Genomic DNA, 22,143 nt, shown 5'->3' with positions numbered 1-22,143 from the left:
AACCGCACCCGAGGTCTAATCTGCGGACATGTCGCGCTACCCCTGCGGCTGTGCGAGGAGGTGTTCCGTGTCATCGCCCTGCGATCCTTTACATGCCCCTGTCGGCGACGTGGGTGCGGCGCTCATGATGGTGGACTCTCGGCTCAAGAGCATCCAAGGCGACCGAATCGACACCGACCCGGAACAGCAGGAGTTGACGGACCGGTTCGTCGCGTCGGTGGGCCCCGAGGGAGCGGCGGCCGTGTTGGACGGCGCATGCACGCTCATCCTCCTGTTCATGGAGTGGTTGCGGGTCGCCTATGCGGAGCACGAAATGGACGCCATCGAACGTGTGGTGCCCAACCTCGTGGCCACACTGCGCAGGATGCCCATGAGCATCCGTCCCGAAGCCATCCCCACCATGGCCGGCCTGGTCGTCGCCGCGGGGACGGGCCTGAGCCCAAGTCTGTGGCGCGCACAGTACGGAAGCTGGACCGAGGACGAGATGACTCCCTTGGAGGCAACCGCCTTTCTGCTCGCGGCACACATCAATCACCTCACCGACGACCCCGACTTCGCCACCCGCATGGTCGCCGACACGCTGTCCGCATCGGACCGCGACTGACATACCCCGACGGGCCCATGCCGGTGATCGTCGAGGCCGGCCCCCGCCGCGGTACCTCCCGCCCGGACCGTCACGATCGCGATCGGCGCAGCGCCGTATCGGGCCCGGACCGGACACCGGACAGCCGGGTCGCGACCGCGGCGGCGGGCATACGGGTGGACGAGGCTCCACCACCGGCCATCCGCCGGCGCCGTCCCGGCGGATGGCCGGTCGTCGGCGGTGCCGTGGTCGAAATCCCGAACGCCGGCACTATCGCTACGAGTTGGACACGGCTGTCGCGGCCGTCGGGAACCGGACCCGACACCCGCAGGGTTGGCACAACCGGTCATCCACCGCTGTGCTACTGATCCATGGCTGGAAGTTACGTTCCGCGCAAGGTTTCGTCGAATCCCATGGACGCGACGGCCTCATCGAAAGATGGCCGATACCGATCAGGGGGCTCGGCGCCCCGTTCATCGAACTCGTCTGCGGTCGGCTCGGGTTCGTGCCACCGGTGAGCGCACCCGCAGCGGATCCACACGTTGCCCCGGTGAAGGACGGCCGGCCGGTCTCGGCGCGCGGAAGAGGGAACCTCTCCGTCGGGGACGAACACCACGGACCCCGGGTCGGCCGAAGTCCATGGTGTTCCGGACCACGTCGGAGGACTCGCTCTCAAGGAGTTGCAACCCTTGCCACGCCCCAGGGTCGTCGGCCGCGTGCTGCTGCACCCGAATACTCCGAATGGCTTGTCTCTGGCCATGTCCAAGAAAGACAAGAAGCAGTAGATTTCGGCCATATACGTCTCCGCTGTGCGGGGATGCGCGCCTGGTACCGGTAGGTGGTCAATGTGGCAGCCGCAACGACGGGGCCGCTCCGGCTCGTCGCCTCACGCGGGGGCCCGTCGGAGTCGGCATGTGTACCGCGTGCCGCACGGCCGCACCAGTGCCCCCAAGGGCGTGCCCGCCGACCGCGGACGTCATCAGAGTCTCGAGCCCATCGATACACCGCGCCCTGGCGAGAGCACGGCCGGCGCGGTACCGATTCGTCCACGGCCCGGAGACTGCCGCTGCGCCGAATAGGGGACTTGCCATGTCCGCCCGCAACGAAACGTCCATCGCCATCGTCGGGATCGGCTGCCGGTTCCCCGGCGGTGTGACAAGTCCGGGCGGGTTGTGGCGGTTGGCGGCCCAGGGGCGCTCGACGGTGGGCCCGGTGCCGGCCGATCGGTGGGATGCCGCCCGCCTGGCCGGGGTGCACGACCCGGAGCTCGCGGTGCGGGCCGGGTACGGCTGCTTCCTCGATGGCGATGTGTGGGCCTGGGATCCGCAGGCGCTGTCGGTGGCTCCGGTGGAGCAGGCGTGGGTGGATCCGCAGTTTCGGGTGCTGACGGAGGTGGCCTGGGAGGCGGTGGAGCACGCCGGGATCCCCCTGGGACGACTTCGCGGCTCGCGGACCGGCGTCTACATGGGTACGTATGCCCCGGACAACCTGTTCCGGGAGGCCCAGCCGGTCGAAGACGCGCCCAACAGCCCTTATTTATTCGGCAACTTCACAGCGAGCGCGGCCGGTCGGGTGGCGTTCGCGATGGACCTGCGCGGTCCGGTGATGGTGGTCAGTACTCATTGCTCCTCCGGGTTGGTCGCGTTGGACACCGCTTGCGGGGCGCTCACCCTGGGCGAGTGCGACACGGCCCTGGCCGGGGCGGTCCTCCTGATGCTGTCACCCGAGACGCACTACTACGAGGCTCCGCTGCTGCTGTCGGAGAGCGGGGCGTGCCATGCCTTCGACTCGCGTGCCGACGGTTACGTGCGGGGCGAGGGCGCGGGTGTGCTGGTCGTGAAGCGGCTGGCCGATGCCCGGCGGGACGGGGACCGGGTCCTGGCGGTGATCCGCGGTTCGGCGGTGAACAACGACGGCCAGGCGTCGCGGCTGACCGCGCCGTCGACACGGATGCAACAGCGGCTGTTCCACGAAGCGGTCGCCAAGGCCGGGATCGACCCGGGTGCGGTGGGCCTCGTGGAGGCGCACGGCCCGGGCACGGCGGTGGGCGACCCGATCGAATACACCTCCATCGACGCGGTCTACGGACGCGGCCGGGGCCGGTGCGCCCTGGGGTCGATCAAGACGAACATCGGGCACTCGGAACCGGTGTCCGGCATCGCCGGAATGATCAAAGCCGTGGAGTGCCTGCGTCGCGGCTCCATCGCCCCGAACGCCGGCTTCACGACGTGGAACCCCGCCATCACGCGCGTGGAGGCGTCCCGGCTCTTCGTTCCCACGGAACTCACCACGTGGCCGGTGGACGGCGCGGCGCGACTGGCGGCCGTCTGCTCCTACGGGGTGACCGGCACCAACGCACATGTGGTCCTGGAATCCGCCCCCACTCCGCGTGCCCAGCCCCGCCCGGCCCGGCAACCCGGGGGCAGGGCTCGGGTGTTCACCCTGTCGGCGAGTTCCCCCGCATCCCTGTCCCTGGCGGCCTCGCGCCTCGCGGACTGGGCCGAAGGTCCGGGCTCGGCGGTGGCGCTGTCGGACGTGGCACACACGCTGGCCCAGCGCCGCTCGCACGCCGACCACCGACTGGCCATCGTCGCCCGGGATCGCCGCCAACTCGTCGCCCGGGCACGTGCTTTCGCGGTACAGGAGTCGGCCGATGGTGTGGTGTCCGGCACGCCGCTGCTGCCGCCCGAGCACCCGGGCGCGGTGTTCGTGTTCACCGGCCAGGGGTCCCAGCGACCCGGCATGTGCCGGGGCCTGCTCGCGGAGGAGCCGGTGTTCGCCGCAGCCGTCGAAGAGTTGGAGCCGCTGATTCGTACCGAAGCCGGGTTCTCTCTGCGGGAGATGATCGAACACCCCGATCACATGGTCGGGCTGGACCGTATTCAACCCACTTTGTTCGGTGTCCAGGTGGCGCTCGCCGCCGTCTGGCGCTCGTGGGGCGTCCGGCCCGCCGCGGTCGTAGGGCAGTCGCTGGGTGAAGTCGCCGCGGTGGTGGTGGCGGGTGGTCTGGGCTTGGCGGACGGAGTGAAGGTGATCTGCCGCCGCTCCGCGCTGCTCGCCACGATCTCCGGTGGTGGGATGGCCTCGGTGATGCTCGACGCCGCCCGGGTGCAGGCGACGATCGAGGCCGCCGGAGCGGATGGCGTGACCCTCGGCGTCCTCACCTCGCCCGGCATCACCGTCGTGTCGGGCGACGCCACACAGATCGCCGCGCTGGTCCGGCGGTGGACGGCGGAGGGGGTGGTGGCGAAGACGATCGACGTCGAAGTGGCGTCGCACTCCCCGCAGGTCGACCCCATACTCGCCCGGCTGCACACCGCCCTGGCCGATGTGCCCGAGGCGCATCCCGGCATCCCGTTCTACTCCACCGTCTCGCCCGACCCCCTGCGGCCGGGACCGCTGGACGGGGCGTACTGGGTACGCAACCAACGCGACCCGGTCCGGTTCCACACGGCGATCTCCGCCATGCTGGCCGCAGGACACCGACTGTTCGTCGAGTGCACCGCCCACCCGCTGGCGGTACGCCCGATTCTGGATATCACCCGGCACGACGCCATCCCCGACACCGTAGCCGTCGGCAGTCTGCGGCAGGACACGGACGACTGCGAGGCGTTCCTGACCCACCTCGGCACGCTCCATGCGGCCGGATACGACGGCATCGACTTCGCGTCCCGCTACGGCGACGGGCAGCTGTGCGACGTCCCGGTCACCGCCTGGCACCGCTCCCGCCACGGCGGCGGCGAGCCGACCCACCGCGTGATCGCCCGCGCTCTGCCGGGCGCCACTCAGCATCCGCTGCTCGGCGGCCACGTCCACGATCCCGACAGCCCGGGGCGTCACCTGTGGCAAACGCCCGTCGGCCCGCGGCTGTTGCCCTGGCTCGCCGACCACGCGGTGGCCGGCGTACCGGTGCTGCCCGGCACCGCGGTGGTGGAGATGATGCTGGCCGCCGCCGCGCATGCGTTCGATGTCGAGCGCGTCACCGCCTCGGAGATCAGTGTGCTCAACCCCCTCGTCCTCGACCCCGAACCGCGGGTCACCACCCGACTGGTGCGCGACGGCGACATCGCCCACGTCGAGATCGTGACCGCCGGCGCCGCGGGCGTCACCGTGCATGCCCGCGGCATCGTGCGACCGTTGGGTCCCGATCATCCCGAACCGCTCGCCCCCGCCGACCTGGCCCCGGCGGACCTGCGGGACCACGACATCGCGGCCCTGCACCGCACATTCCGCGACCGGCACGACGTCTTCCACGGCCCCGCCTTCACCGCCCTGGACCGCATCCGGGTCCATCCCACCGAAGATCGCGCTCTGGGCATCCTGCACACTCACGACGCCGCCCGGGTCTCCGCCTGGACCATGTCCCTGCACCCCGCCCTCGCCGACCAGGTGGTACAAACCGCGGTGGCGGTCTGGCTCGCCCACCACACCCTCACCCCCGGTCCGGTGGTCGTCACGGGATTCGACGAGGTGCGCGTCCACGCGCCGACCGCCCATGTCCGCGCGGCCCTGGTCGAACTCCACGAGGCCGACGATCTGGGCTGCACGGCATCGGCCCGGCTGACCACCGCCGACGGCACCGTCGTTGCCGAGATCCGCGGACTGCGCGTCGCCAACATCACCCCGCCGACCGAGCGGTTCGCCGCCCGACTGAGCCACCAGGAGTGGGTCGCGGCCCCGGTATCCGAAGCGCGTCCTCGGAATTCGGACGGCAGGTGGACCGTCCTCACCACCGGCGACGATGCGTGGGCCGCCGCCCTCGCCGGGGAACTCGGGAGACAAACGGCCGGCTGCCGAATCCTGCCGCCGGACTCCGCCCTCGGCGCGGCGTCCGCGGCGGCTCCCGGCACGGGAGTCGTGCTCACACTCGGCGACGCGCACCCCGGTGAGACACCCGGCGATTCCGCCCTCGGGGCCGTCCATCGGGTCGTCACTCTCGTGCGGCACCTGGCCGAGCAGGACCGGCCACCCCGGCTGTGGGTCCTGAACCGTTCGGACCAGGCGCGGTTGACTGCTGCGGCCGTCCGCGCACTGCTGCGATCCGTGGCGTACGAGCATCCGGAACTGCGGGCAGGCACGCTGGAGTTCACGCCCGACGACAACCCGTACCCGGGCATCGTGAGCGAACTGCTGGACGACCGGCAACCGCTCACCGAGATCGCGCTGCTGCCGGACGGGCGTCACGTCGCCCGGATCCTCACCGGCCCCGGCGACCCGACCCGGGAACCCTCGGAGCCGGTACGGCCGGGCGCCGCCTACCTCGTCACCGGCGGCCTCGGTGGCCTGGGGCTGCTCACCGTCGAATGGCTCGCTCTGCGCGGCGCGGGCCGGATCGTCGTCAACGCACGCTCCGCGCCCACCGCGCAAATCGAGGCTCGACTGCGCGCACTGCGCGACGCGGGTACCGGTATCGAAGTCGTGCGCGGCGACATCGGCGACCCGGCCGTCGCGGCGCGGGCGGTCGCGGCGACCGGCAAGGAGGGCCACACGCTGCGCGGGCTCTTCCATGCGGCCGGGGTCGTGGAGGACGCCACCGTCGCCAACCTCGACGACGCCCTCCTGGAACGGGTCTGGCGCGGAAAAGCCGCAGGCGCCTGGGCCCTTCACCAGGCCGCCGCCCACAATGACCTCGACCACTTCGTCCTCTACTCCTCCATCGCCTCCCTCATCGGCTCCCCGGGACAGGCCGCCTACGCCGCCGCCAACGGCTTCCTCGACGGCCTGGTGGCATACCGCCTCGACCGGGGGCTGCCCGCCACCGGCATCCACTGGGGTGCCTGGAGCGAGGTCGGCCGCGGACGGCACCTGGCCGACCGGGGGTTCCTCACCATCAGCCCCGCCGACGGCATCGACGCGCTCGAGCGCATCCTGACCGCCGGTCACCGGCAACCGGCCTACTCTCCCGTGGACACCGCCCGGTGGATCGCGCCCTACCCGAGCCTGCGTACGTCCACCCTGCTCGCCCCGCTGCTCACCGGCGAGGAAACCGAGGAGGCCGGGGAGGAGGAGACCGCAGTGCGCGACCGCCTCCTGGCCGCCGACGGAATGCCACAACGCCGGGCGATCCTCCGGGAGTTCGTCATCGAGACCGTGCGCGACCTGCTCGGTGGCAGCACCCGCCATATCGGCCCGCACACCAGCATGGTCATCCTCGGACTCGACTCCCTCGGCGCGGTCCAACTCCAGCAGCGTCTCCAGCGCGCCTTGCGCACGGAGCTGAAACCCGGAGTGATCTGGGTCAAGCCCACCCCCGCCACCCTCGCCGACCGGCTGCTCGACGCCATGGGCCTCGACATCGGCGAACAGGATCACTGACATGACGGAACAGTCGGCACGGACCGCCTCCGGCTCCGCGACCCCGGGCAACGGCCGGGTCCCGGCCGCGGGTCGCCGGCGCGGCCCGGTGGTGTATTGGGGCGCCTTCGGCCTGGCCTGTCTGATCCTGCAGGCCGTGGTCTTCACCCGCTGGATCGTCGGTGGCGACGCGCACGCCCACTCCTCGGGCGACTACACCATCCCCCACACGATGAAGGTCGTCACTCACATCGGGCAGGTCGGCGCAGGGCTGCTCTTCCTCGTGCTGGCCGCGGTGTGTCGGCGGGAGTGCCGTACCCAAGGCCGCATCACCCTGAACACCGCCGTGTTCATCGGGTTCTGCTTCTCCTTCTGGAGCAACCCCTACGTCAGCCAGTTCCACTACGCGGCCGGGAACAACCGCTACGACCTCAACGTGGACACCTGGGGGCCATATCTGCCCGGATGGCGGGGAGACACCCCCGCCGTCGAGTCCTTCCTCATGGAGATCGCCTATCCGGTGATGCTGCTGTGGATCATCATCGCGTTGGCCGTCGTTCGGCTGTGCGCCGCCCGACGGCCGCTTTGGAGCCGACGTCGCACGCTCGCGCTGACGATCGTCGTCATGTTGGTGTGCGAGCCCCTCCTGACCGGTGTCTACCAGCGGCTCGGCGGGTTCGCCTACCCGCGTGCCCTGCCCGGCAACCTCACCTTCTTCGAGGGGCGGTGGTACCAACTACCCATCACCTCCACGCTCGCCGTGGTCGGCTTCTTCATCGCGCCGGTCCTGGCCATGGCCGTGCACGCCGAACCCGGCCGTGAAGCCCACCTCTTCCGCAGCACCGACCGACTGCCCCGGCGGACCCGTCCGTGGAGCCGACTGCTCGCCGGCATCGGATTCATGAACGTCTGCACCCTGGGGTTCCAGGTCACCATGGCCCTCGCCTCGCTGATCAGCCACCCCATCGACCTGCCGAGTTGGTGGGACCGGCCCACCGGCTGACTTCTCCCCTCGGGAGCCGCGCACATGAAACCTGTGAGCCGACGCCATCTCGACCATCCACCCGGGCCAGAGCACGCCGTCGTCATCGGCGCCGGCATCGCGGGACTGCTCTGCGCACACGTGCTCGGCGACGCGTTCACCCACGTCACGATCATCGAACGCGACCGTCTCACCCCCGAGCCCCGCCCGCGCAAGGGAGTGCCGCAGGGACGCCACGCACACGCGTTGCAGGCCCGCGGCCACCAGGCCCTGGAACGGTTGCTGCCCGGTATCGGGGACGAACTGGCCGCGGCCGGCGCGCCGTCGGCGGACTTCTGCCTGGACGGACACCTGCACCTCCCCTACGGCTCGCCACCACCGCTACGCTCCGACATCCACATCCGGATGGTCAGCCGCCCCCTGCTGGAAACGCTCATCCGCGCACGGGTCCTGAGTGTCCCCCGGGTACACATCCGCGACGGATGCGCCGCCACCGGCCTGACACTGAGCAATGATCGCCGGCGCATCACCGGAGTGCGGCTGCGACCGTCCACGGCAGGCCGCGCGTCCGCCACGGAGACACTTCGGGCCGACCTGGTCGCCGATGCCACCGGCCGCGGCTCGCACCTGCCCGGCTGGCTCACCGACCTCGGCCTTCCCGGGGTTCGCGAGAGCACCGTCGACGCCCGCGTGGGCTACGCCTCCCGCACCTACCGAGCGGCCCCGGCACTCCGCGGCGACTGGCTCGCCCTGTTCGAACTCCCACACGCCCCGCTCTTCTCCCGTGGCGCCTTCGCCCTCAGAACCGAGGGCGGCCGGCTCGTGGTGAGCCTGCAGGGCGCAGCAGGCGACCACCCGCCCGGCGACGAAGGCGGGTTCGAGGCATTCGCGAGATCTCTCGCCGGCGGCCTGTACGAGACCATGCGGAGATCAGAGCCGGTCACCCCGGTGGTGCGATACGCCCACACGGCCAACCGGCGCCGCCATCTCCACCGCCTTGCACCCTGGCCCGACGGGTTGATCGCGCTCGGCGACGCCGTCTGCGCGTTCAACCCCATCTATGCCCAGGGCATGACGGTCGCGGCCCTGGAAGCCCTCGTCCTGCGCGACATGCTCACCACACGAGGGGGCCGACTCGACGGCATGGCCGCCGAGTTCCAACGGCGTTCGGCCCGTGTGGTCAGCCGGCCATGGACCCTTGCGACCCTGTCCGACCGTGCCTGGCAGGACCAACGGCCGCCCGTGCTCGTCCGCCTGGGCGTGTGGTACTTGGAGCAGTGGTACAAACGCGTCCCCACGGATCCGCGCATGTTCTACGACATTGCCCGCGTCACCAACATGACCGGCAATCCCTTGCTCCTCATTCATCCACGGCACGTCACCCACATCGCGATCAACGCACTCCATCAGTCACGCCGTTCGTCCCACACGAAACCGTCACGGTAGACGCGTGTCGGGCGTGGCCGCGGGCTGCGGATCACCCTCCGCCGGTCGCGGTCTCCACGACATGATCACGCATCAACCCGCCCCTCGGACCACCGCTCGGCCGCGACGGTGACAGGCGCCGTTCGCTTCCGCCTTTTACTGTGAAGTCATGGCCCGCTCCCACAAACCGTCCGAGAGATCGCGAGGCTCAGGCGCGACGCGCACGTCCCGGACCGACTACGCCGGTGCCGTGTACGGATCCCTGCTCGCGGCCTCCGTGGTGGCCACCGCCGGGACCCTGGGCCAATATCCACGACTGCAACTCAGCCTCCTGCTCATCATCACCGGTCTCGTCTTCTGGGCCGCCCACGTCTACGCGCGCCTGGCCGGCGAACGACTCCACGGCCCACGACCCGACTTCGTCGAAGTGCGCCGCGTCGCACGCCACGAGCGGTCCATCGTCGAAGCCGCCGTGATCCCCGCCGCGGTTGTGGCCGGGAGCCCCCTGCTCGGCCTCGGCCTCGGCGCCACCGCGTGGCTTGCCCTCGGTATCGCCGTGACGCAGCAGGTCGTCTGGGCTTCCCTCGGCGCCGTCGCCGCCGGCGCCCGCCGTATGCAGGTGGTCGCCGAGGGGGTCGTGAACCTCGTCCTCGGCCTGATCATCGTTGCCGCGAAGGCGGCGTTGGGCCACTGACCGCGCCCCGCCAGGAAGGCTCAGCCAACCGACAAGGGCCCGGCGCTTGCGGCCACGGCGGGCCCCCCGGGCCTGTTCGGCCCCGAAGACGTGGAACGGGGAAACCGGCGGCCTTGCCCCATGGGCGCTTCGAGCACCGAGGCGGTGGTTTCCTCGCATGGAGCACCGACGCCGCACCGACCTTCGGATTCCCTCGTTCGGCTCCGGAGCAGCCTGTCACGGGCCACACCGGCTCGCCTGGGGTTCGCCTCCCTCGACGCCGACGCGGCGAGGATCGTCCCGGCCAGGGGAGTCGAACGTGAGCCGAGATGCGTCGCCGGCCGTCCGCTGCTGAAATGACGAAGGCGACGGTCACCGTCGGTCCCGGCATCGTCGCACACCGCGAAGGCGCGGGGGCGCGGGGGCGGACCCCACCCGACACACGTCGACGACCTCACCGGACAAGGAGCCGACATGAGTAACGAACCCTACGAGCCCGGCCCGATCGACTACCTGGTGATCGAGTTTCCCGGAAGTCGGATGACCGGCGAGGGGCTGCCCCTCCTGATCGATCTGGTCGACCGTGGCATCATCCGGGTGCTGGATCTGCTCTTCGTCCGCAAGAACGCGGACGGATCGGTCCAAGGAGTCGAACTCGCCGACCTGACCGGCGACGACAACCTCGACCTCGCCGTCTTCGAGGGAGCCTCCTCGGGACTGCTCGGCCAGGACGAGATCGACGACGCGAGCAAGGTACTGGAGCCCGGCAGCGCGGCGGCCGTCCTCGTCTACGAGAACGTGTGGGCGGGCCCGCTCGCAGCGGCCCTGCGGCGTGGCGGAGCCCGGCTCGTCGCCAATGGACGTATCCCGGTCCAGGAAATCCTGGCATCGCTCGACGCCGCCGAGAGCACGGCCTGAGTCGCTTCGACGTCGTTCCCACCCCAGCAGAGGAGACAGATCATGCCAGGGCTTCTTCGCGGCATCGCCCGCACCGCCGTCGTCGCCGGAACCGCCACCGCGGTCTCCAACCGAGTCTCCCGGCGCCAGGCCGGTCGCTGGGCCCAACAGGAACCGCAGCAACCGGCAACCGGACCCGCCTACGCCGCCGAACCCGCACCATCCGCACCGGCGGACGACATGGGCAGCAAGCTCGCCCAGCTCAAGGAATTGGGCGAGCTGAAGCAGCAAGGCGTGCTCAGTGAAAGCGAGTTCGAGGCCCAAAAGGCCGCAATCCTCGGCTCCTGACTCGCTCGACACGAGTCGTCACGAGTCGTCACGCGCCCGATCCCCCGTCCCGCGCGGAAGACACCTCAACGGGCGAGCCCCGCCCGAAGGCTCGGTCTCCGACCATGCCGGCAGGCGTAACTCAACATGCGCGACCCCACACGCCCCGCGCATATTCGACTTGTATGGCAATCCTTCCACCGTCGCCCGGAGAGTGGTATGAGCACGCCGTCGGAGCCGCCCAACACCGGGTCTGCCCGGGTCGTCCGCACGCCGGTCCATCGTCGGGGCTCGCGCGCGGGGCGCATCGTGATGAGCGTCGTTTCGACCGTGTTGATCACACTCACCTGCGTCCTGGTGCCACTCTCCCTGATCACCGTGTGGGTGCACGACATCGTGCTGGACACCGGCAGGTACGTCGAGACGATCGCCCCCCTCGCGTCGAACCCGGCGATCGAATCCGCCGTGGCCGAAAGGATCACCAAGGCGGTCGACGTTCGGGTCGACGGCAAAGAGGTCACCGCGGACCTCGCGGCCTGGTTGGAGTCCCAGGGGTTGCCGCCTCGAGTCGGCAACGCCGTGAAGTCACTGGCTCCGCAGTTGGACGACGCGGCAACCCAGGCCGCCCACAAGGCGGCGACCCGCTTCACCCAAAGCGACAGGTTCGAGACGGTCTGGAAGAACGCCAACCGAACCGCCCATTCGGCGCTCGACCACGCGCTCACCGGCAAGGGCCGGGGCGCGGTCGGGGTCGACGAAGGTACCGTCACCCTCGATGTCGGGGCCGCGGTGGACGCGGTCAAGCAAGATCTCGTCAACGCCGGGGTCAGCCCCGCGGACAAGATTCCCGACGTCGACAAGCAGATGGTGCTCATCCAGTCCGACAAGCTGCGGAAGTTCAAGAAAGCGGCACACGCGCTCGACGTGCTCGGCAACTGGTTGCCCATCATCGCCGTTGTGCTCGGCGCGATCGGGGTATTCCTGGCCCGGCGTCGCCGCCGGGCCCTGGTCACCACCGCTCTGGGCGTCGCCTTCGGCTGCCTGGTCGTGGCCATCGCCCTGGCGATCGCGCGGCGCTTCTATCTGGATCACCTGCCCGCCCAGGTACAGTCCCCCGCCGCCGCCTCGGCGATCTTCGACACGCTGCTGCGCTTTTTGAAGAACAGCGTCCGCACCGGGATCGTCCTGGGCCTGGTCGTCGCCCTCGGCGCCTACCTGTCCGGAACGGGCCGACTGCCGCGGGCCCTGCGCGGATCGATGGAGCGCGCGGCCGACTCCGTCGCGCGGTGGGCCGACACGCACGGGCTGCACACCGGAAAGACCGGCACCTGGGTAGCCGCCCACCGGCGGTGGCTCGCCATCGGCGCGCTCCTCGTCATCGCCCTGTGGTTCGCCCTGTGGAATCGCCCGACCGCGTGGACGATCCTGCTGCTCGTGGCCGTGCTTCTCGCCCTGCTCGCGATCATCGCGCTGTTGGCCGCGACGGGACGAACGACGCTCTCGCGGACTCCCGCCCACAACGGGCGGCCGGGCCCGGTCGGTGGCGGTGCGCCGTGATGCCCCCGCCCCGGAGCCGGTCCGGTCACGAGTGTGACGGCCCGTCGGGCAATTCGTCGGTGCGCGCCGGATGAGGCGATCGGGTGAGGTCCCGCCGTAAACTGGAGATTGGGCCACCATGACGGTGCGGACATCGGGTACAGCGCCCCTGGCCCGTTGCCGACACGCCGAGGAAGGCGCGGCTCCGAGGCGACGTCCGGTGGCGTGTCCCACGGATATCCGCCGCCGTGCCGGTGGGCGGTGGTCGCCGATCGCGACGCGTACACGTCCCGCGCGGGCATCGTGCCCCATCCCGTGTGAGCAGAGCACACTCCCAGCGCTCTGGGCCCCACCCGCAACGGCGAGGTGGGCGGCGGCTCCGCCTTCCCGGACGGCCCCGCGGATCCCGTCGGGATTGATCGAAGGAGATCGATCATGGACTACCCACTTCTCAACGCCTTTTGGACCATGCTCTGGTTCTTCTTGTGGATCCTCTGGATCATGCTCCTCTTCCACGTGTTCCGGGACATCATCCGCGATGACTCCCTCAGTGGATGGGGCAAGGCGGGCTGGCTGGTTCTGTGCGTGGTCCTGCCGTACCTCGGCGTCTTCGTGTACTTCATCGCGCGGGGGCGCGGCATGGGCGAACGCGACCGGCGCAGGGTCGAGCAGCAGCAGGAGGAGTTCCGCTCCTATGTGCGGGACGCAGCCGCCACGCCTGGCACGTCCGACGAACTGGCCCGCATCGCCCAGCTCAGGAACGACGGTGACATCACCGTCGATGAATACGAACGAGCCAAGGCCAAGATCCTGGCCTGAGATCGCGGTCCGGCGTCCGACACGGGATGAACACATCCGCGCGTTCGTCCGCTGTCGCTACGTCCGTGCCGAGCGGGGTTGGGTCGTGGGGATGCGTCCGGTGAAGAACAGGGCGAGGAGGGCCGCGAGGGCGAGGACGGCGAGCGCGGCCCGCAGGCCGTCGAGCCTGGCCGCGTCGTTCGCCTCGATGGCCGCGTGTTTCACCTCCGTGCTCGTGCCGGCTTTGTCGAGGGCGGAGGTGAGCTGCTCGTCCGACAGGAAGGGGACGCCGCCTTCGAGTTCCACGGTCGCGCGGCTCGCGACGGATGCCGGGATCGCCGGATTATGCTCGATGGCGCTCAGGAACGACGAGGTCATGGCGGCGATCAGGAGCGATCCCGCGAGCGCCGTCCCGATCGAGGCACCGAGGTTGGTGACCGCGTTCTGCACGCCGCCGACCTCCGCGCTCCGCTCGTCGGGGACCGCGGATACCGTGACCGAGCCGAGCTGCGACGCCAACGCGCCCATTCCGAGTCCGATCAACAGCAGGGGCACCGTGACGATCTCGGGGCCCGCGTCCGCGTCCAGCGCGGCCATCATGGCCACCGCCCCCGCGAGCAGCGCGAGGACGCCGAGTCGCACCACGCGTCGCGGCGAGACGTCCGGAAGGAACCGCGGGATCAGGATCGCGGCCGCCAGCAGCGTGAGCGAGAGCGGCAGGATACGGGCGCCGGTCGCCAACGCCGACAGGCCCAACGCGATCGACAGGTAGAGCGGAACGACGAAGAACACGCCCATCTGCACGAGGTACTGGAAGAAGAACATCGTCAGGCCGCCGGTGAGTTGCCGATTGCGCAGCATCATCGGGTCCACGAGCGGATCCCCACCCCGGGCCGACAGACGGGTCTCCCAGGAGAGGAAGAGCCATACGAGGGCCACTCCGGACAACATCAGCCACACGACCAGCGACACCCCCAACCAGGCGGGCGCTTCGGGTTTCGGTCGAAACCACCCCCACTCGGCCGACTTGAGCACGCCGAACACGAAGACCCCGAGCCCACCGGCGGACAACACGGCGCCGACGACGTCCAGGCGCTCTCGCGCCGCGACGGGCGCGTCGGCGACCCGGGCCGCGAGTACCAGGATCACCGCCACGAGCAGGACTTCGCCGGCGAAGACCCAGCGCCACGAGAAGTACGTAGTGGCCACGCCCCCGATCAGCGGACCCGCGGCGATCGCCACCGCCCCCGCGGCGGCAACGAGCCCATATGCGGAAGGACGACGCTCCGCCGGGAAGTTTCCCGCCACCAACGCCACGATCGCGGGCAGGATGAGCGCCGCACCGACTCCTTCCAACACCGCCCAACCGAGCAGCAGCACCGGCAGATTCGGGGCCAGCGCGGTGGTCAACGAACCACACCCGTAGATGCCACAACCGATCATGAACGCACGCCGACGACCGATGAGCCCGCCGACCTTGCCCCCCGGAATCATGAGCATCGCCATCACGAGCGTGTAGGCCGTGATCGCGCCCTGGATCCCGGTCACCGTCGTACCCACGTCCTCGGCCACCGTCGCGATCGACACGTTCATGACCGAACTGTCCAGGGCCATCAGAAACTGCCCCAGGACCAGCGGGACCAGCACCAGGCGTGTCCCTGTGGAGCGCACCGGCCTGCCCATCGCGGCTGTCATGACGACATGGTTCCAGCGCCCGACAAGAGCCCGGATCCGCCGCGCCGCAGCGTCAGCCGGATGGCGGGCACGGGCTCCGAAATGTTGTGTAGCGGGACCCGACGGGTGGTACCGAGGGCGGTGACACGCTCTCGCGCGACCCTGATCCACATTCACCCACATGGGGACAGCCATGGTCCTTGATCTCGTCCTCATCGCAACGGCCATCACCCTGGGACCGATGCACAACTCCGCGTTCATCCTGTTGTTGTCCGCGGACAGAGGGTTGTTGAAAGGGCTTGTGTTCACCCTGACCTGGCTCGTGGAACTCGTCGTGGTGGTCGCGGGGGTGTTGCTGTTGACCGGGGGCGCTCCGCCTTCGAGACACAGTGCGCCCTCGACGGCGGGTCTCGTGGTCAAGCTGACCGTGGGCATCGCGCTGGTGGTCTACGGCGAGCGCAAACGACGCCGAGGCGCCACCCGCTCCCGAGGAAATCCGAGGTGGATGGCGCGGCTGGATCGCGTTTCCGGATGGACCGCGGCCGGCCTCGCCATCCTGCTCCAACCGTGGGCGATGGTCGCCGCGGGCGGGGCCACCGTGATGAACGCGGACCTGTCCTCGGCCGCCACGTTCGTGGCCTTGATGAGCTACTTCCTGCTCGCCACGGCCACTTTGTTCGCGATGGAGTTGTACGCCACGTTCGCGCCGGCCCGGGCACACATCGAGCTCGATCGGCTACGCACGGCCCTCACCACCCACCAGGACCAGGCCATCGTCGTGTTGTCGTTGCTGCTGGGCCTGTGGTTGGCCGCCAAGAGCACGTACGAACTCGTCAAACTCTCGTAAAGGTCGCCGCATCGGCGCTTGTCCGCCTGTGGCGGCAACGATCCGGTGGCGCCTTTCGTACGCGAGAGAGACGGTGGAAACGTGACGTCCGCATGCGCGGCACACACGCATGCGGCCGTGATCCAGGGCGCCACGGCGCAGGCAGCGGCCGACGCCTCGAAAGCCGAAAGCCAAGGATGATCAGCGATGACCAATCACACAAGCACGCGACATCACACCCCACCGTCCACCGCCGCAAGCGGATGGACGGTGTTCGCAGCGGTCATGATGATCGTCGGCGGGGTGTTGGCGGTATTCCAGGGGATCGCGGCCATCGCGAAAGACGACGTCATCCTCAGAACCCACAACTACACGTTCGGCTTCAGCGTCGCGGGTTGGGGCTGGATCCACCTGATCCTCGGGATCGTGGTCGCTCTCGCCGGCCTCGCGTTGTTCGCCAACGCGCTCTGGGCGCGCATGCTGGGCGTGCTGCTGGCGGGGCTGAGCATGATCGCCAACTTCGCATGGCTGCCGCACTATCCGCTGTGGTCGACGATCCTCATCGCCATCGACATCGCCGTCATCTGGGCACTGTGCACGGGACCGGCCAAGAATCGGTATTGAACGTTCGTGGCAACGTCGAGGTGGCAGGAGACCGCGGTTCGACACCGGTCATCAGCCCTCTCCATCACACGAAACCCGCGACGAGCGTCCTTGGCACGGGCGGAAGACACCGTCACCCGGTCGGACGCGGTTCGACCGCACGGCCGACTTTTCCGTAGGCGTCGGTCGGGCGGAGCAAGCCGGGAGGCACACCATGGGCCGGCACGCAACGGCCTCGTCACGGCGAGCGCGCGTCGATGGAGGCAGGGCCGCACGCTTTTTGGCGCGTCTGGCGTTGCTCGCCGTCGTCGGCGTGGTGGTCGTCCTCGTGATCGCACTGCGCGAGGCCGGGTTCCTGATCGTGGGCGCGGCGTTTCTCGGCCTGGCGGCCTGCGCCGTCGGTCTGTGGTGGTTCCTCGCGCACCGGGGCGCGGTCCGGCTGGTCGGCGCACTGATCGCGGTGGGCGCGCCGGTGGCCGTCCTCGTGCTCCTCGCCTTCGACGGCCTGTGGCTCGACGCTGTGATCCTGGGCGCGTGTTGGGCCGGTACCGTGGCGTGCGCCCGAGCGGCCCTGCGCACGTCGGACCCGGATCGTGTGCAACCGGCCGCGCCCGCGGCCCGGCCCGCGAGGCCGTTCCTGATCATGAACCCGAAGTCCGGGGGAGGCAAGGTCGGCCGCTTCGGCCTCGTCGAACGGGCCGAGGAACTCGGCGCGCGGGTCGTTCTCCTCGACCCCTCCACTCCCGCGGACGTCGCCGAACTGGCCCAGGAAGCCGTCGTCGACGGCGCGGACCTGCTGGGCGTGGCCGGTGGTGACGGCACCCAGGCGCTGGTGGCAGCGGTCGCCGCCGAACACGACCTGCCCTTCCTCGTCATCGCGGCCGGGACTCGCAACCACTTCGCGATGGACCTCGGGCTCGACCGCGCCGACCCGGGTCGGTGCCTGGACGCGCTCACCGATGGCGAGGAGTTGCACGTCGACCTGGGCGACGTCGCGGGCCGCGCCTTCGTCAACACGGTGTCCTTCGGTGCGTACGCCGACGTCGTGCAGCGCCCCGAGTATCGCGACGACAAGGCCGCGACGGCGCTCGGCCTCCTGCCGGACCTGTTGGTCGGTGATGGTGGCGTACGGCTCGACGCGCGCGTCGACGACACCGTCCTGACCGCGCAACAGGCCCTGCTGATCAGCAACAATCGGTACAACTCCCCCAGTGAGATGGCAGGCACCGGCCGACGCCCGCGCCTGGACGACGGCGAACTCGGCGTGCTGGGCATCCACGTTCGGGGCGCGGTCCCGGCCGCCGACCTGGTCGTACGCGGTGAGCGCTCCGAGGCGTTGACCGTGACGAGCGCCCACCGCGTCGAGGTCACCTCCGAGGCTGCCGAGATTCCCGTCGCGGTCGACGGCGAGGCTCTCCGAATGGGTACACCGGTCGTGTGCACCCTGCGTCCGGCCGCGCTACGCGTTCTCGTCCCGCGCGATCGCCCGGGCGTTCCCCGACCTACCCGCCACGTGGACTGGCGTCGCGTACTCGCCTTGGCCCTCCCCGCTCGGCGGACACGCGCCGTCGGCCCCCGCAGTTCACGAGAGCGAGCGAACAGGCCGCCCGCTTCGTGAAGCGGCGCCGAGCCCACGGGCCGGCCCGTGGGCGCCGCAATCCACCGACGATCACCGCGAGCCCGTGAACGATCAGCCCGCCGAGCACTCCCCGTGACGATCACGCGAACCGGTCGCACTCGTGTCGATGACGAGGTTTTATCCGCACACCGCGGCGGCGGCACCGGGGGCGACCGAGTGGTGACGAAGGCACACACAGGCGCGACGGTCATCGATCCCCCGACCGGCGAGATGTCCCGGTCACCGTAGTTGGTCGAGCGCCTCCGCGAAGAGTCGGGCGTGGCGAGCCTCGTCCTCGGCGAAAGCGGCGGACACCGTCCGCCTCTCGTCCGAGCGCCGCAAATCATCCATTCCGAGCGCGGGTTGCCGCACGCCCTCGCGAGAGCGGGTTCCCACTGTCGGCCAGAAATACCCCCGGGGGTACTCGTGGTACGCTCGAAATATACCCCGGGGGGTAAATCTCAGCCGAAAGGGGCAACCGCGTGTTCTTCATCGACACCATCGAAACCGAGGGCCTGGGCAACCGCGGCTACCTGGCAGGCGGTGCGCGCAGTGCGGTGGTGGTGGACCCGCCCCGCGACGTCGACCGGGTCCTGGCGGCGGCTGCGGCGCGGGGGGTGCGGATCTCGCACGTGGCGGAGACCCACGTCCACAACGACTACGTGAGCGGCGGCCTGGACCTCGCGCGCCTGACCGGCGCCGTCTACCTCGTGCCCGCCGACGCCCGGGTCGCGTTCGCCCGTACTCCCGTCGCCGACGGCGACACCGTCGAGGTCGACGAGGACGTCACCTTGCGGGCGATGGCCACTCCCGGCCACACCCCCCATCACACGTCCTACGTCCTCGAGGAGCGGGGCACGGTGGCGGCCGTGTTCACGGGAGGGTCGCTGCTGATCGGCTCGGTGGGCCGCCCCGACCTGGTCGAGCCTCGACTGACCGAAGCACTGGCGCGCGCCCAGCACGCTTCCGCCCACCGGCTTGCGGCCGAACTCCCCGACGAGACGCCGATCCTGCCCACGCACGGCTTCGGCAGTTTCTGCTCCTCCTCCCGGTCCGAGGGCGACGCCACCACCATCGGCAAGGAGAAGAGCGGCAACGACGCCCTGGTCAAGGACGTCGACTCCTTCGTCGCCGAACTGCTCGTCGGCCTGGAGGACGTGCCCGCCTACTACACCCACATGGGGCCGGCCAACGCCGAGGGCCCCGCGCCCGTGGACCTGACCGCACCGCCGGTGGCCGATCCCTTCGACATCGCCGCACGTCTGGCAGCCGGGGAATGGGTGGTGGATCTGCGCAACCGGATCACGTTCGCCGAGGGCCACCTCGCGGGATCCGTCAACTTCGAGGCCGAGGGGAAGATCGCCACCTACCTCGCCTGGATGATCCCCTGGGGCAAGCCCGTCACCCTCCTCGCCGAATCCCCCGCACAGCTCGCCGCCGCCCAGCGCGAACTGGTCCGCGTCGGCATCGATCGCCCGGCCGCCGCCGCCACCGGTGGCCCCCGCGACTGGATATCCGACGGCGCGAGCCCTCGTTCCTTCCCCCGCGCCACCTTCGCCGACCTCGCCGCCCACGATCCGCACCCCGACGTCGTCCTCGACGTGCGCCGCGACTCCGAACGCGCCAAGGGCTGGATCACGGGCTCCGCGCACATCCCCATCCACCAGCTCCATCGGCGCCTGGACGAGGTCCCGTCCGGCACGGTGTGGGTGCACTGCGCCGGCGGGATGCGCGCGGCCATCGCGGCCTCCCTCCTGGACGCCGCCGGACGCGACGTCGTCGCCGTCGACGACACCTTCGACGCCGCCACCGAAGCCGGCCTCCCCCTCACCACCGGCACCGACACCGGTCGCTGAACCGCCCACAGCCCCACCCCCGAGACCGGAAGGACGACGGAATGTTCCTCTTCCGTCGCGGCACGGCCCGCGTCACTGCCACCAAGGCCCACGAGCGCATCACGTCCGGCGACGCCGTGCTCGTAGACATACGCGAGCGGGCCGAATGGAACGCCGGGCACGCCCCCGGCGCCGTCCACGTCGCGCTCTCCCGCCTCCTCGCCGGCCAGGACCTGCCCCCGGCCGCGAAGGGCCGCCCGTTGGTGGTGATCTGCCGGTCGGGTCACCGCTCCCGGCAGGCCGCCGAGCTCCTCTCCGAGCGCGGGGCCGACGCCGTCGACGTCAAGGGCGGCATGAACGCCTGGGCGTCGGCCGCGCTGCCGATCGTGGACGAGCACGGAAGCAGCGGCCGAATAGCGTGAGCGCCCTCCTCCTCGCCCTCGCCGCCGGGGCCGTCGTCGGCCTGGCCCTCGGGGCGCTCGGAGGCGGCGGCAGCGTCCTGGCCGTCCCCGCCCTGATCTACCTCCTCGGCTTCACCCCGGCCGCGGCCACCACCGCCTCGCTGATCATCGTCACCGCCACCTCCGCGACCGCCCTCTACACCCACGCGACCTGCGGCAACGTCCGTTGGAAGACCGGCATCCTGTTCGCGGCCGCCGGCATCGGGCCCGCCATCGCCGCCGGCCTCCTCGCCGCCCGCCTGCCGGAAGCCGCCCTGACCGCGGCCTTCGCCGCGATAGCAGCCCTCGCCGCCGCGGCCATGCTCAAATCCCCCGCCACCGACCCGCCGTCGCACCCCGTCCGCCCCGCCCGGGCGGCCGGAGCCGGGGTCGGGCTCGGCACGGTCACCGGCTTCCTCGGCGTCGGCGGCGGCTTCCTCGCCGTCCCCGCGCTCGTCTCCGTCCTGGGACTGCGGATGCGGGCCGCCGTGGGCACCAGCCTCCTGGTCATCACCGTCAACTCCCTCGCCGCGCTCACCGCCCGCGTCGGCACCCCCACATCCCTGCACTGGGCGGTCATTGCTCCCTTCACCGGCGCCGCGATCCTCGGCGCCTGGGACGGCAAGCGCCTCGCCGCGAAAGTCTCCGGCCCCACGCTCCAGCGCACGTTCGCCGTCGTGCTCCTGGCCGTCGCCGCCCTCATGCTCGCCGACGCCCTCCACTGACACCACGCCACGACCACACCAAGCGCCCCCGGGCGTCGCACTGCCCATATCCAGGCACCATCCGAAAAGAAGGACGGACCCCGCATCATGACCAACCCCCGCACCCTGGACACCGACCAGGCAGGCAGCCGCCTGCACGAACTCGTCGTCCTCGACGTCCGCCCCCCGGCGAATACGCCACCGGCCACCTCCCCGGTGCCCTCAACATCCCGCTCGACCACCTGGACCGCGCCCTACCCGACATCCGCGACGCCGCCCGGCGCGGCGACATCCTCATCGTCTGCGCCTCCGGCACCCGCTCCGAGCACGCCTGCCGCACCCTCGCCGCCCTCCGCGACCACCGGCCCTCCGAACACTGATACCCCCTGGGGTACCATGAAGCAGAGCACACAAGGCCAGGAGGCACCGGTGAAAGTCGACGACGACGCAGTCAACGCAGTCCTCAACCGCCTGCGGCGCGCCCAGGGACAACTCGCCGGCGTCATCGCCATGATCGAAGCCGGCCGCGACTGCAAGGACGTCGTCACCCAGCTCGCCGCCGTCTCCAAAGCTCTGGACCGCGCCGGCTTCAAAATCGTCGCCAGCGGCATGCGCCAGTGCATGAACAACGCCGACGAGAACCAGGACCCCATGACCGAGGAAGAACTCGAGAAGCTCTTCCTCGCCCTTGCCTGACAACCGGTGCTCGACCACGACAACCGGCCGACGGGGTCTGCATTCTCGTTGCTCTTCCATTTTTGTGCAGCCCCTTTGCGAGGAGCCGGGAGCGATCGAACGACAGCGAACCGGAAGGTCGGATTCTGTCTCCTGATGACGATTCTCATCGCTTCGACGAACATCCCGACTATTCCGTCCTCGCGCGCTCCATGCGAGTAATGTCGCACCCAGGGGTATTCTCCGGTTCCGG

17 protein-coding genes and 1 pseudogene are annotated in these 22,143 nt (G+C 70.3%); 17 read left to right on the top strand and 1 reads right to left on the bottom strand.

Going from position 1 to position 22,143, the window contains the following annotated elements; genetic code table 11:
• The first annotated feature begins 67 nt into the window (after positions 1 to 67).
• The 9 genes from ACH4XV_RS35790 to ACH4XV_RS35750 all read left to right on the top strand — a co-directional run bounded on the left by ACH4XV_RS35790 (position 68) and on the right by ACH4XV_RS35750 (position 13,536).
• Positions 68 to 604, top strand: coding sequence for a hypothetical protein (locus ACH4XV_RS35790; RefSeq protein WP_395796607.1), 537 nt, complete (start codon positions 68 to 70; stop codon positions 602 to 604).
• A 1,068-nt stretch (positions 605 to 1,672) separates the two neighbouring features.
• A complete protein-coding gene (locus ACH4XV_RS35785; RefSeq protein WP_395796605.1) occupies positions 1,673 to 6,898 on the top strand; it encodes an SDR family NAD(P)-dependent oxidoreductase in 5,226 nt (1,741 codons plus the stop codon).
• A 1-nt stretch (position 6,899) separates the two neighbouring features.
• Complete coding sequence (locus ACH4XV_RS35780; protein ID WP_395796603.1) at positions 6,900 to 7,880, top strand: spirocyclase AveC family protein; 981 nt, start codon at positions 6,900 to 6,902, stop codon at positions 7,878 to 7,880.
• Between the two features lie 24 nt (positions 7,881 to 7,904).
• Positions 7,905 to 9,305 carry an FAD-dependent oxidoreductase gene (locus ACH4XV_RS35775; protein ID WP_395796601.1) on the top strand — a complete coding sequence of 467 codons (1,401 nt, stop codon included), beginning with the start codon at positions 7,905 to 7,907 and terminating at the stop codon, positions 9,303 to 9,305.
• Between the two features lie 229 nt (positions 9,306 to 9,534).
• On the top strand, positions 9,535 to 9,978 hold the full coding sequence (locus tag ACH4XV_RS35770) for a hypothetical protein (RefSeq protein ID WP_395796599.1): 444 nt from the start codon (positions 9,535 to 9,537) through the stop codon (positions 9,976 to 9,978).
• Positions 9,979 to 10,431: 453 nt separating this feature from the next.
• A complete protein-coding gene (locus ACH4XV_RS35765) occupies positions 10,432 to 10,875 on the top strand; it encodes a DUF6325 family protein (RefSeq protein WP_395796597.1) in 444 nt (147 codons plus the stop codon).
• A gap of 42 nt (positions 10,876 to 10,917) precedes the next feature.
• Complete coding sequence (locus ACH4XV_RS35760) at positions 10,918 to 11,202, top strand: SHOCT domain-containing protein (RefSeq protein WP_395796595.1); 285 nt, start codon at positions 10,918 to 10,920, stop codon at positions 11,200 to 11,202.
• 291 nt (positions 11,203 to 11,493) lie between these two features.
• A complete protein-coding gene (locus ACH4XV_RS35755) occupies positions 11,494 to 12,738 on the top strand; it encodes a hypothetical protein (RefSeq protein WP_395796593.1) in 1,245 nt (414 codons plus the stop codon).
• Positions 12,739 to 13,152: 414 nt separating this feature from the next.
• Positions 13,153 to 13,536 carry an SHOCT domain-containing protein gene (locus tag ACH4XV_RS35750; RefSeq protein WP_395796591.1) on the top strand — a complete coding sequence of 128 codons (384 nt, stop codon included), beginning with the start codon at positions 13,153 to 13,155 and terminating at the stop codon, positions 13,534 to 13,536.
• Between the two features lie 57 nt (positions 13,537 to 13,593).
• On the opposite strand, the gene ACH4XV_RS35745 is transcribed toward ACH4XV_RS35750, so the two are convergent.
• A complete protein-coding gene (locus ACH4XV_RS35745) occupies positions 13,594 to 15,210 on the bottom strand; it encodes an MFS transporter (protein WP_395796589.1) in 1,617 nt (538 codons plus the stop codon).
• 160 nt (positions 15,211 to 15,370) lie between these two features.
• Between ACH4XV_RS35745 and ACH4XV_RS35740 the strand changes: the two genes are divergently transcribed.
• The 8 genes and pseudogenes from ACH4XV_RS35740 (at position 15,371) to ACH4XV_RS35705 (ending at position 21,911) form a co-directional block, all read left to right on the top strand.
• The gene (locus ACH4XV_RS35740) at positions 15,371 to 16,036 is read left to right on the top strand and encodes a GAP family protein (RefSeq protein ID WP_395796587.1); all 666 of its coding nucleotides are present in this window, start codon (positions 15,371 to 15,373) and stop codon (positions 16,034 to 16,036) included.
• A 186-nt stretch (positions 16,037 to 16,222) separates the two neighbouring features.
• The gene (locus ACH4XV_RS35735; protein WP_395796585.1) at positions 16,223 to 16,639 is read left to right on the top strand and encodes a hypothetical protein; all 417 of its coding nucleotides are present in this window, start codon (positions 16,223 to 16,225) and stop codon (positions 16,637 to 16,639) included.
• 193 nt (positions 16,640 to 16,832) lie between these two features.
• Positions 16,833 to 18,236, top strand: coding sequence for a diacylglycerol/lipid kinase family protein (locus ACH4XV_RS35730; protein ID WP_395796583.1), 1,404 nt, complete (start codon positions 16,833 to 16,835; stop codon positions 18,234 to 18,236).
• Between the two features lie 482 nt (positions 18,237 to 18,718).
• Entirely contained in the window at positions 18,719 to 20,092 is a 1,374-nt protein-coding gene (locus ACH4XV_RS35725) for a rhodanese-like domain-containing protein (RefSeq protein ID WP_395796582.1), read from the top strand.
• A gap of 41 nt (positions 20,093 to 20,133) precedes the next feature.
• Entirely contained in the window at positions 20,134 to 20,493 is a 360-nt protein-coding gene (locus tag ACH4XV_RS35720) for a rhodanese-like domain-containing protein (RefSeq protein WP_395796580.1), read from the top strand.
• A complete protein-coding gene (locus tag ACH4XV_RS35715; protein ID WP_395796578.1) occupies positions 20,490 to 21,236 on the top strand; it encodes a sulfite exporter TauE/SafE family protein in 747 nt (248 codons plus the stop codon). Before ACH4XV_RS35720 ends, ACH4XV_RS35715 begins: the two co-directional genes overlap by 4 nt.
• Before the next feature lie 87 nt (positions 21,237 to 21,323).
• Positions 21,324 to 21,562: pseudogene (locus tag ACH4XV_RS35710) on the top strand (rhodanese-like domain-containing protein); the annotation flags it as partial.
• 82 nt (positions 21,563 to 21,644) lie between these two features.
• Positions 21,645 to 21,911 (top strand): metal-sensitive transcriptional regulator, encoded by a 267-nt coding sequence (locus ACH4XV_RS35705; protein ID WP_395796576.1) that lies wholly within the window; start codon positions 21,645 to 21,647, stop codon positions 21,909 to 21,911.
• Positions 21,912 to 22,143 lie beyond the last annotated feature (232 nt).

Origin of the sequence: Embleya sp. NPDC020630 (assembly GCF_044334985.1) — a bacterium.
Classification (GTDB): domain Bacteria; phylum Actinomycetota; class Actinomycetes; order Streptomycetales; family Streptomycetaceae; genus Embleya.
The sequence above is the reverse complement of the archived record's forward strand: the minus strand, read 5'-3'. Positions and strand labels throughout refer to the sequence as shown.

Coding starts and splice junctions, on each gene's coding strand:
- ACH4XV_RS35785 (WP_395796605.1), top strand. CDS start 1,673: ATGTCCGCCCGCAACGAAACGTCCATCGCCATCGTCGGGATCGGCTGC.
- ACH4XV_RS35780 (WP_395796603.1), top strand. CDS start 6,900: ATGACGGAACAGTCGGCACGGACCGCCTCCGGCTCCGCGACCCCGGGC.
- ACH4XV_RS35775 (WP_395796601.1), top strand. CDS start 7,905: ATGAAACCTGTGAGCCGACGCCATCTCGACCATCCACCCGGGCCAGAG.
- ACH4XV_RS35765 (WP_395796597.1), top strand. CDS start 10,432: ATGAGTAACGAACCCTACGAGCCCGGCCCGATCGACTACCTGGTGATC.
- ACH4XV_RS35760 (WP_395796595.1), top strand. CDS start 10,918: ATGCCAGGGCTTCTTCGCGGCATCGCCCGCACCGCCGTCGTCGCCGGA.
- ACH4XV_RS35755 (WP_395796593.1), top strand. CDS start 11,494: ATGAGCGTCGTTTCGACCGTGTTGATCACACTCACCTGCGTCCTGGTG.
- ACH4XV_RS35750 (WP_395796591.1), top strand. CDS start 13,153: ATGGACTACCCACTTCTCAACGCCTTTTGGACCATGCTCTGGTTCTTC.
- ACH4XV_RS35745 (WP_395796589.1), bottom strand. CDS start 15,210: ATGACAGCCGCGATGGGCAGGCCGGTGCGCTCCACAGGGACACGCCTG.
- ACH4XV_RS35740 (WP_395796587.1), top strand. CDS start 15,371: ATGGGGACAGCCATGGTCCTTGATCTCGTCCTCATCGCAACGGCCATC.
- ACH4XV_RS35735 (WP_395796585.1), top strand. CDS start 16,223: ATGACCAATCACACAAGCACGCGACATCACACCCCACCGTCCACCGCC.
- ACH4XV_RS35730 (WP_395796583.1), top strand. CDS start 16,833: ATGGGCCGGCACGCAACGGCCTCGTCACGGCGAGCGCGCGTCGATGGA.
- ACH4XV_RS35720 (WP_395796580.1), top strand. CDS start 20,134: ATGTTCCTCTTCCGTCGCGGCACGGCCCGCGTCACTGCCACCAAGGCC.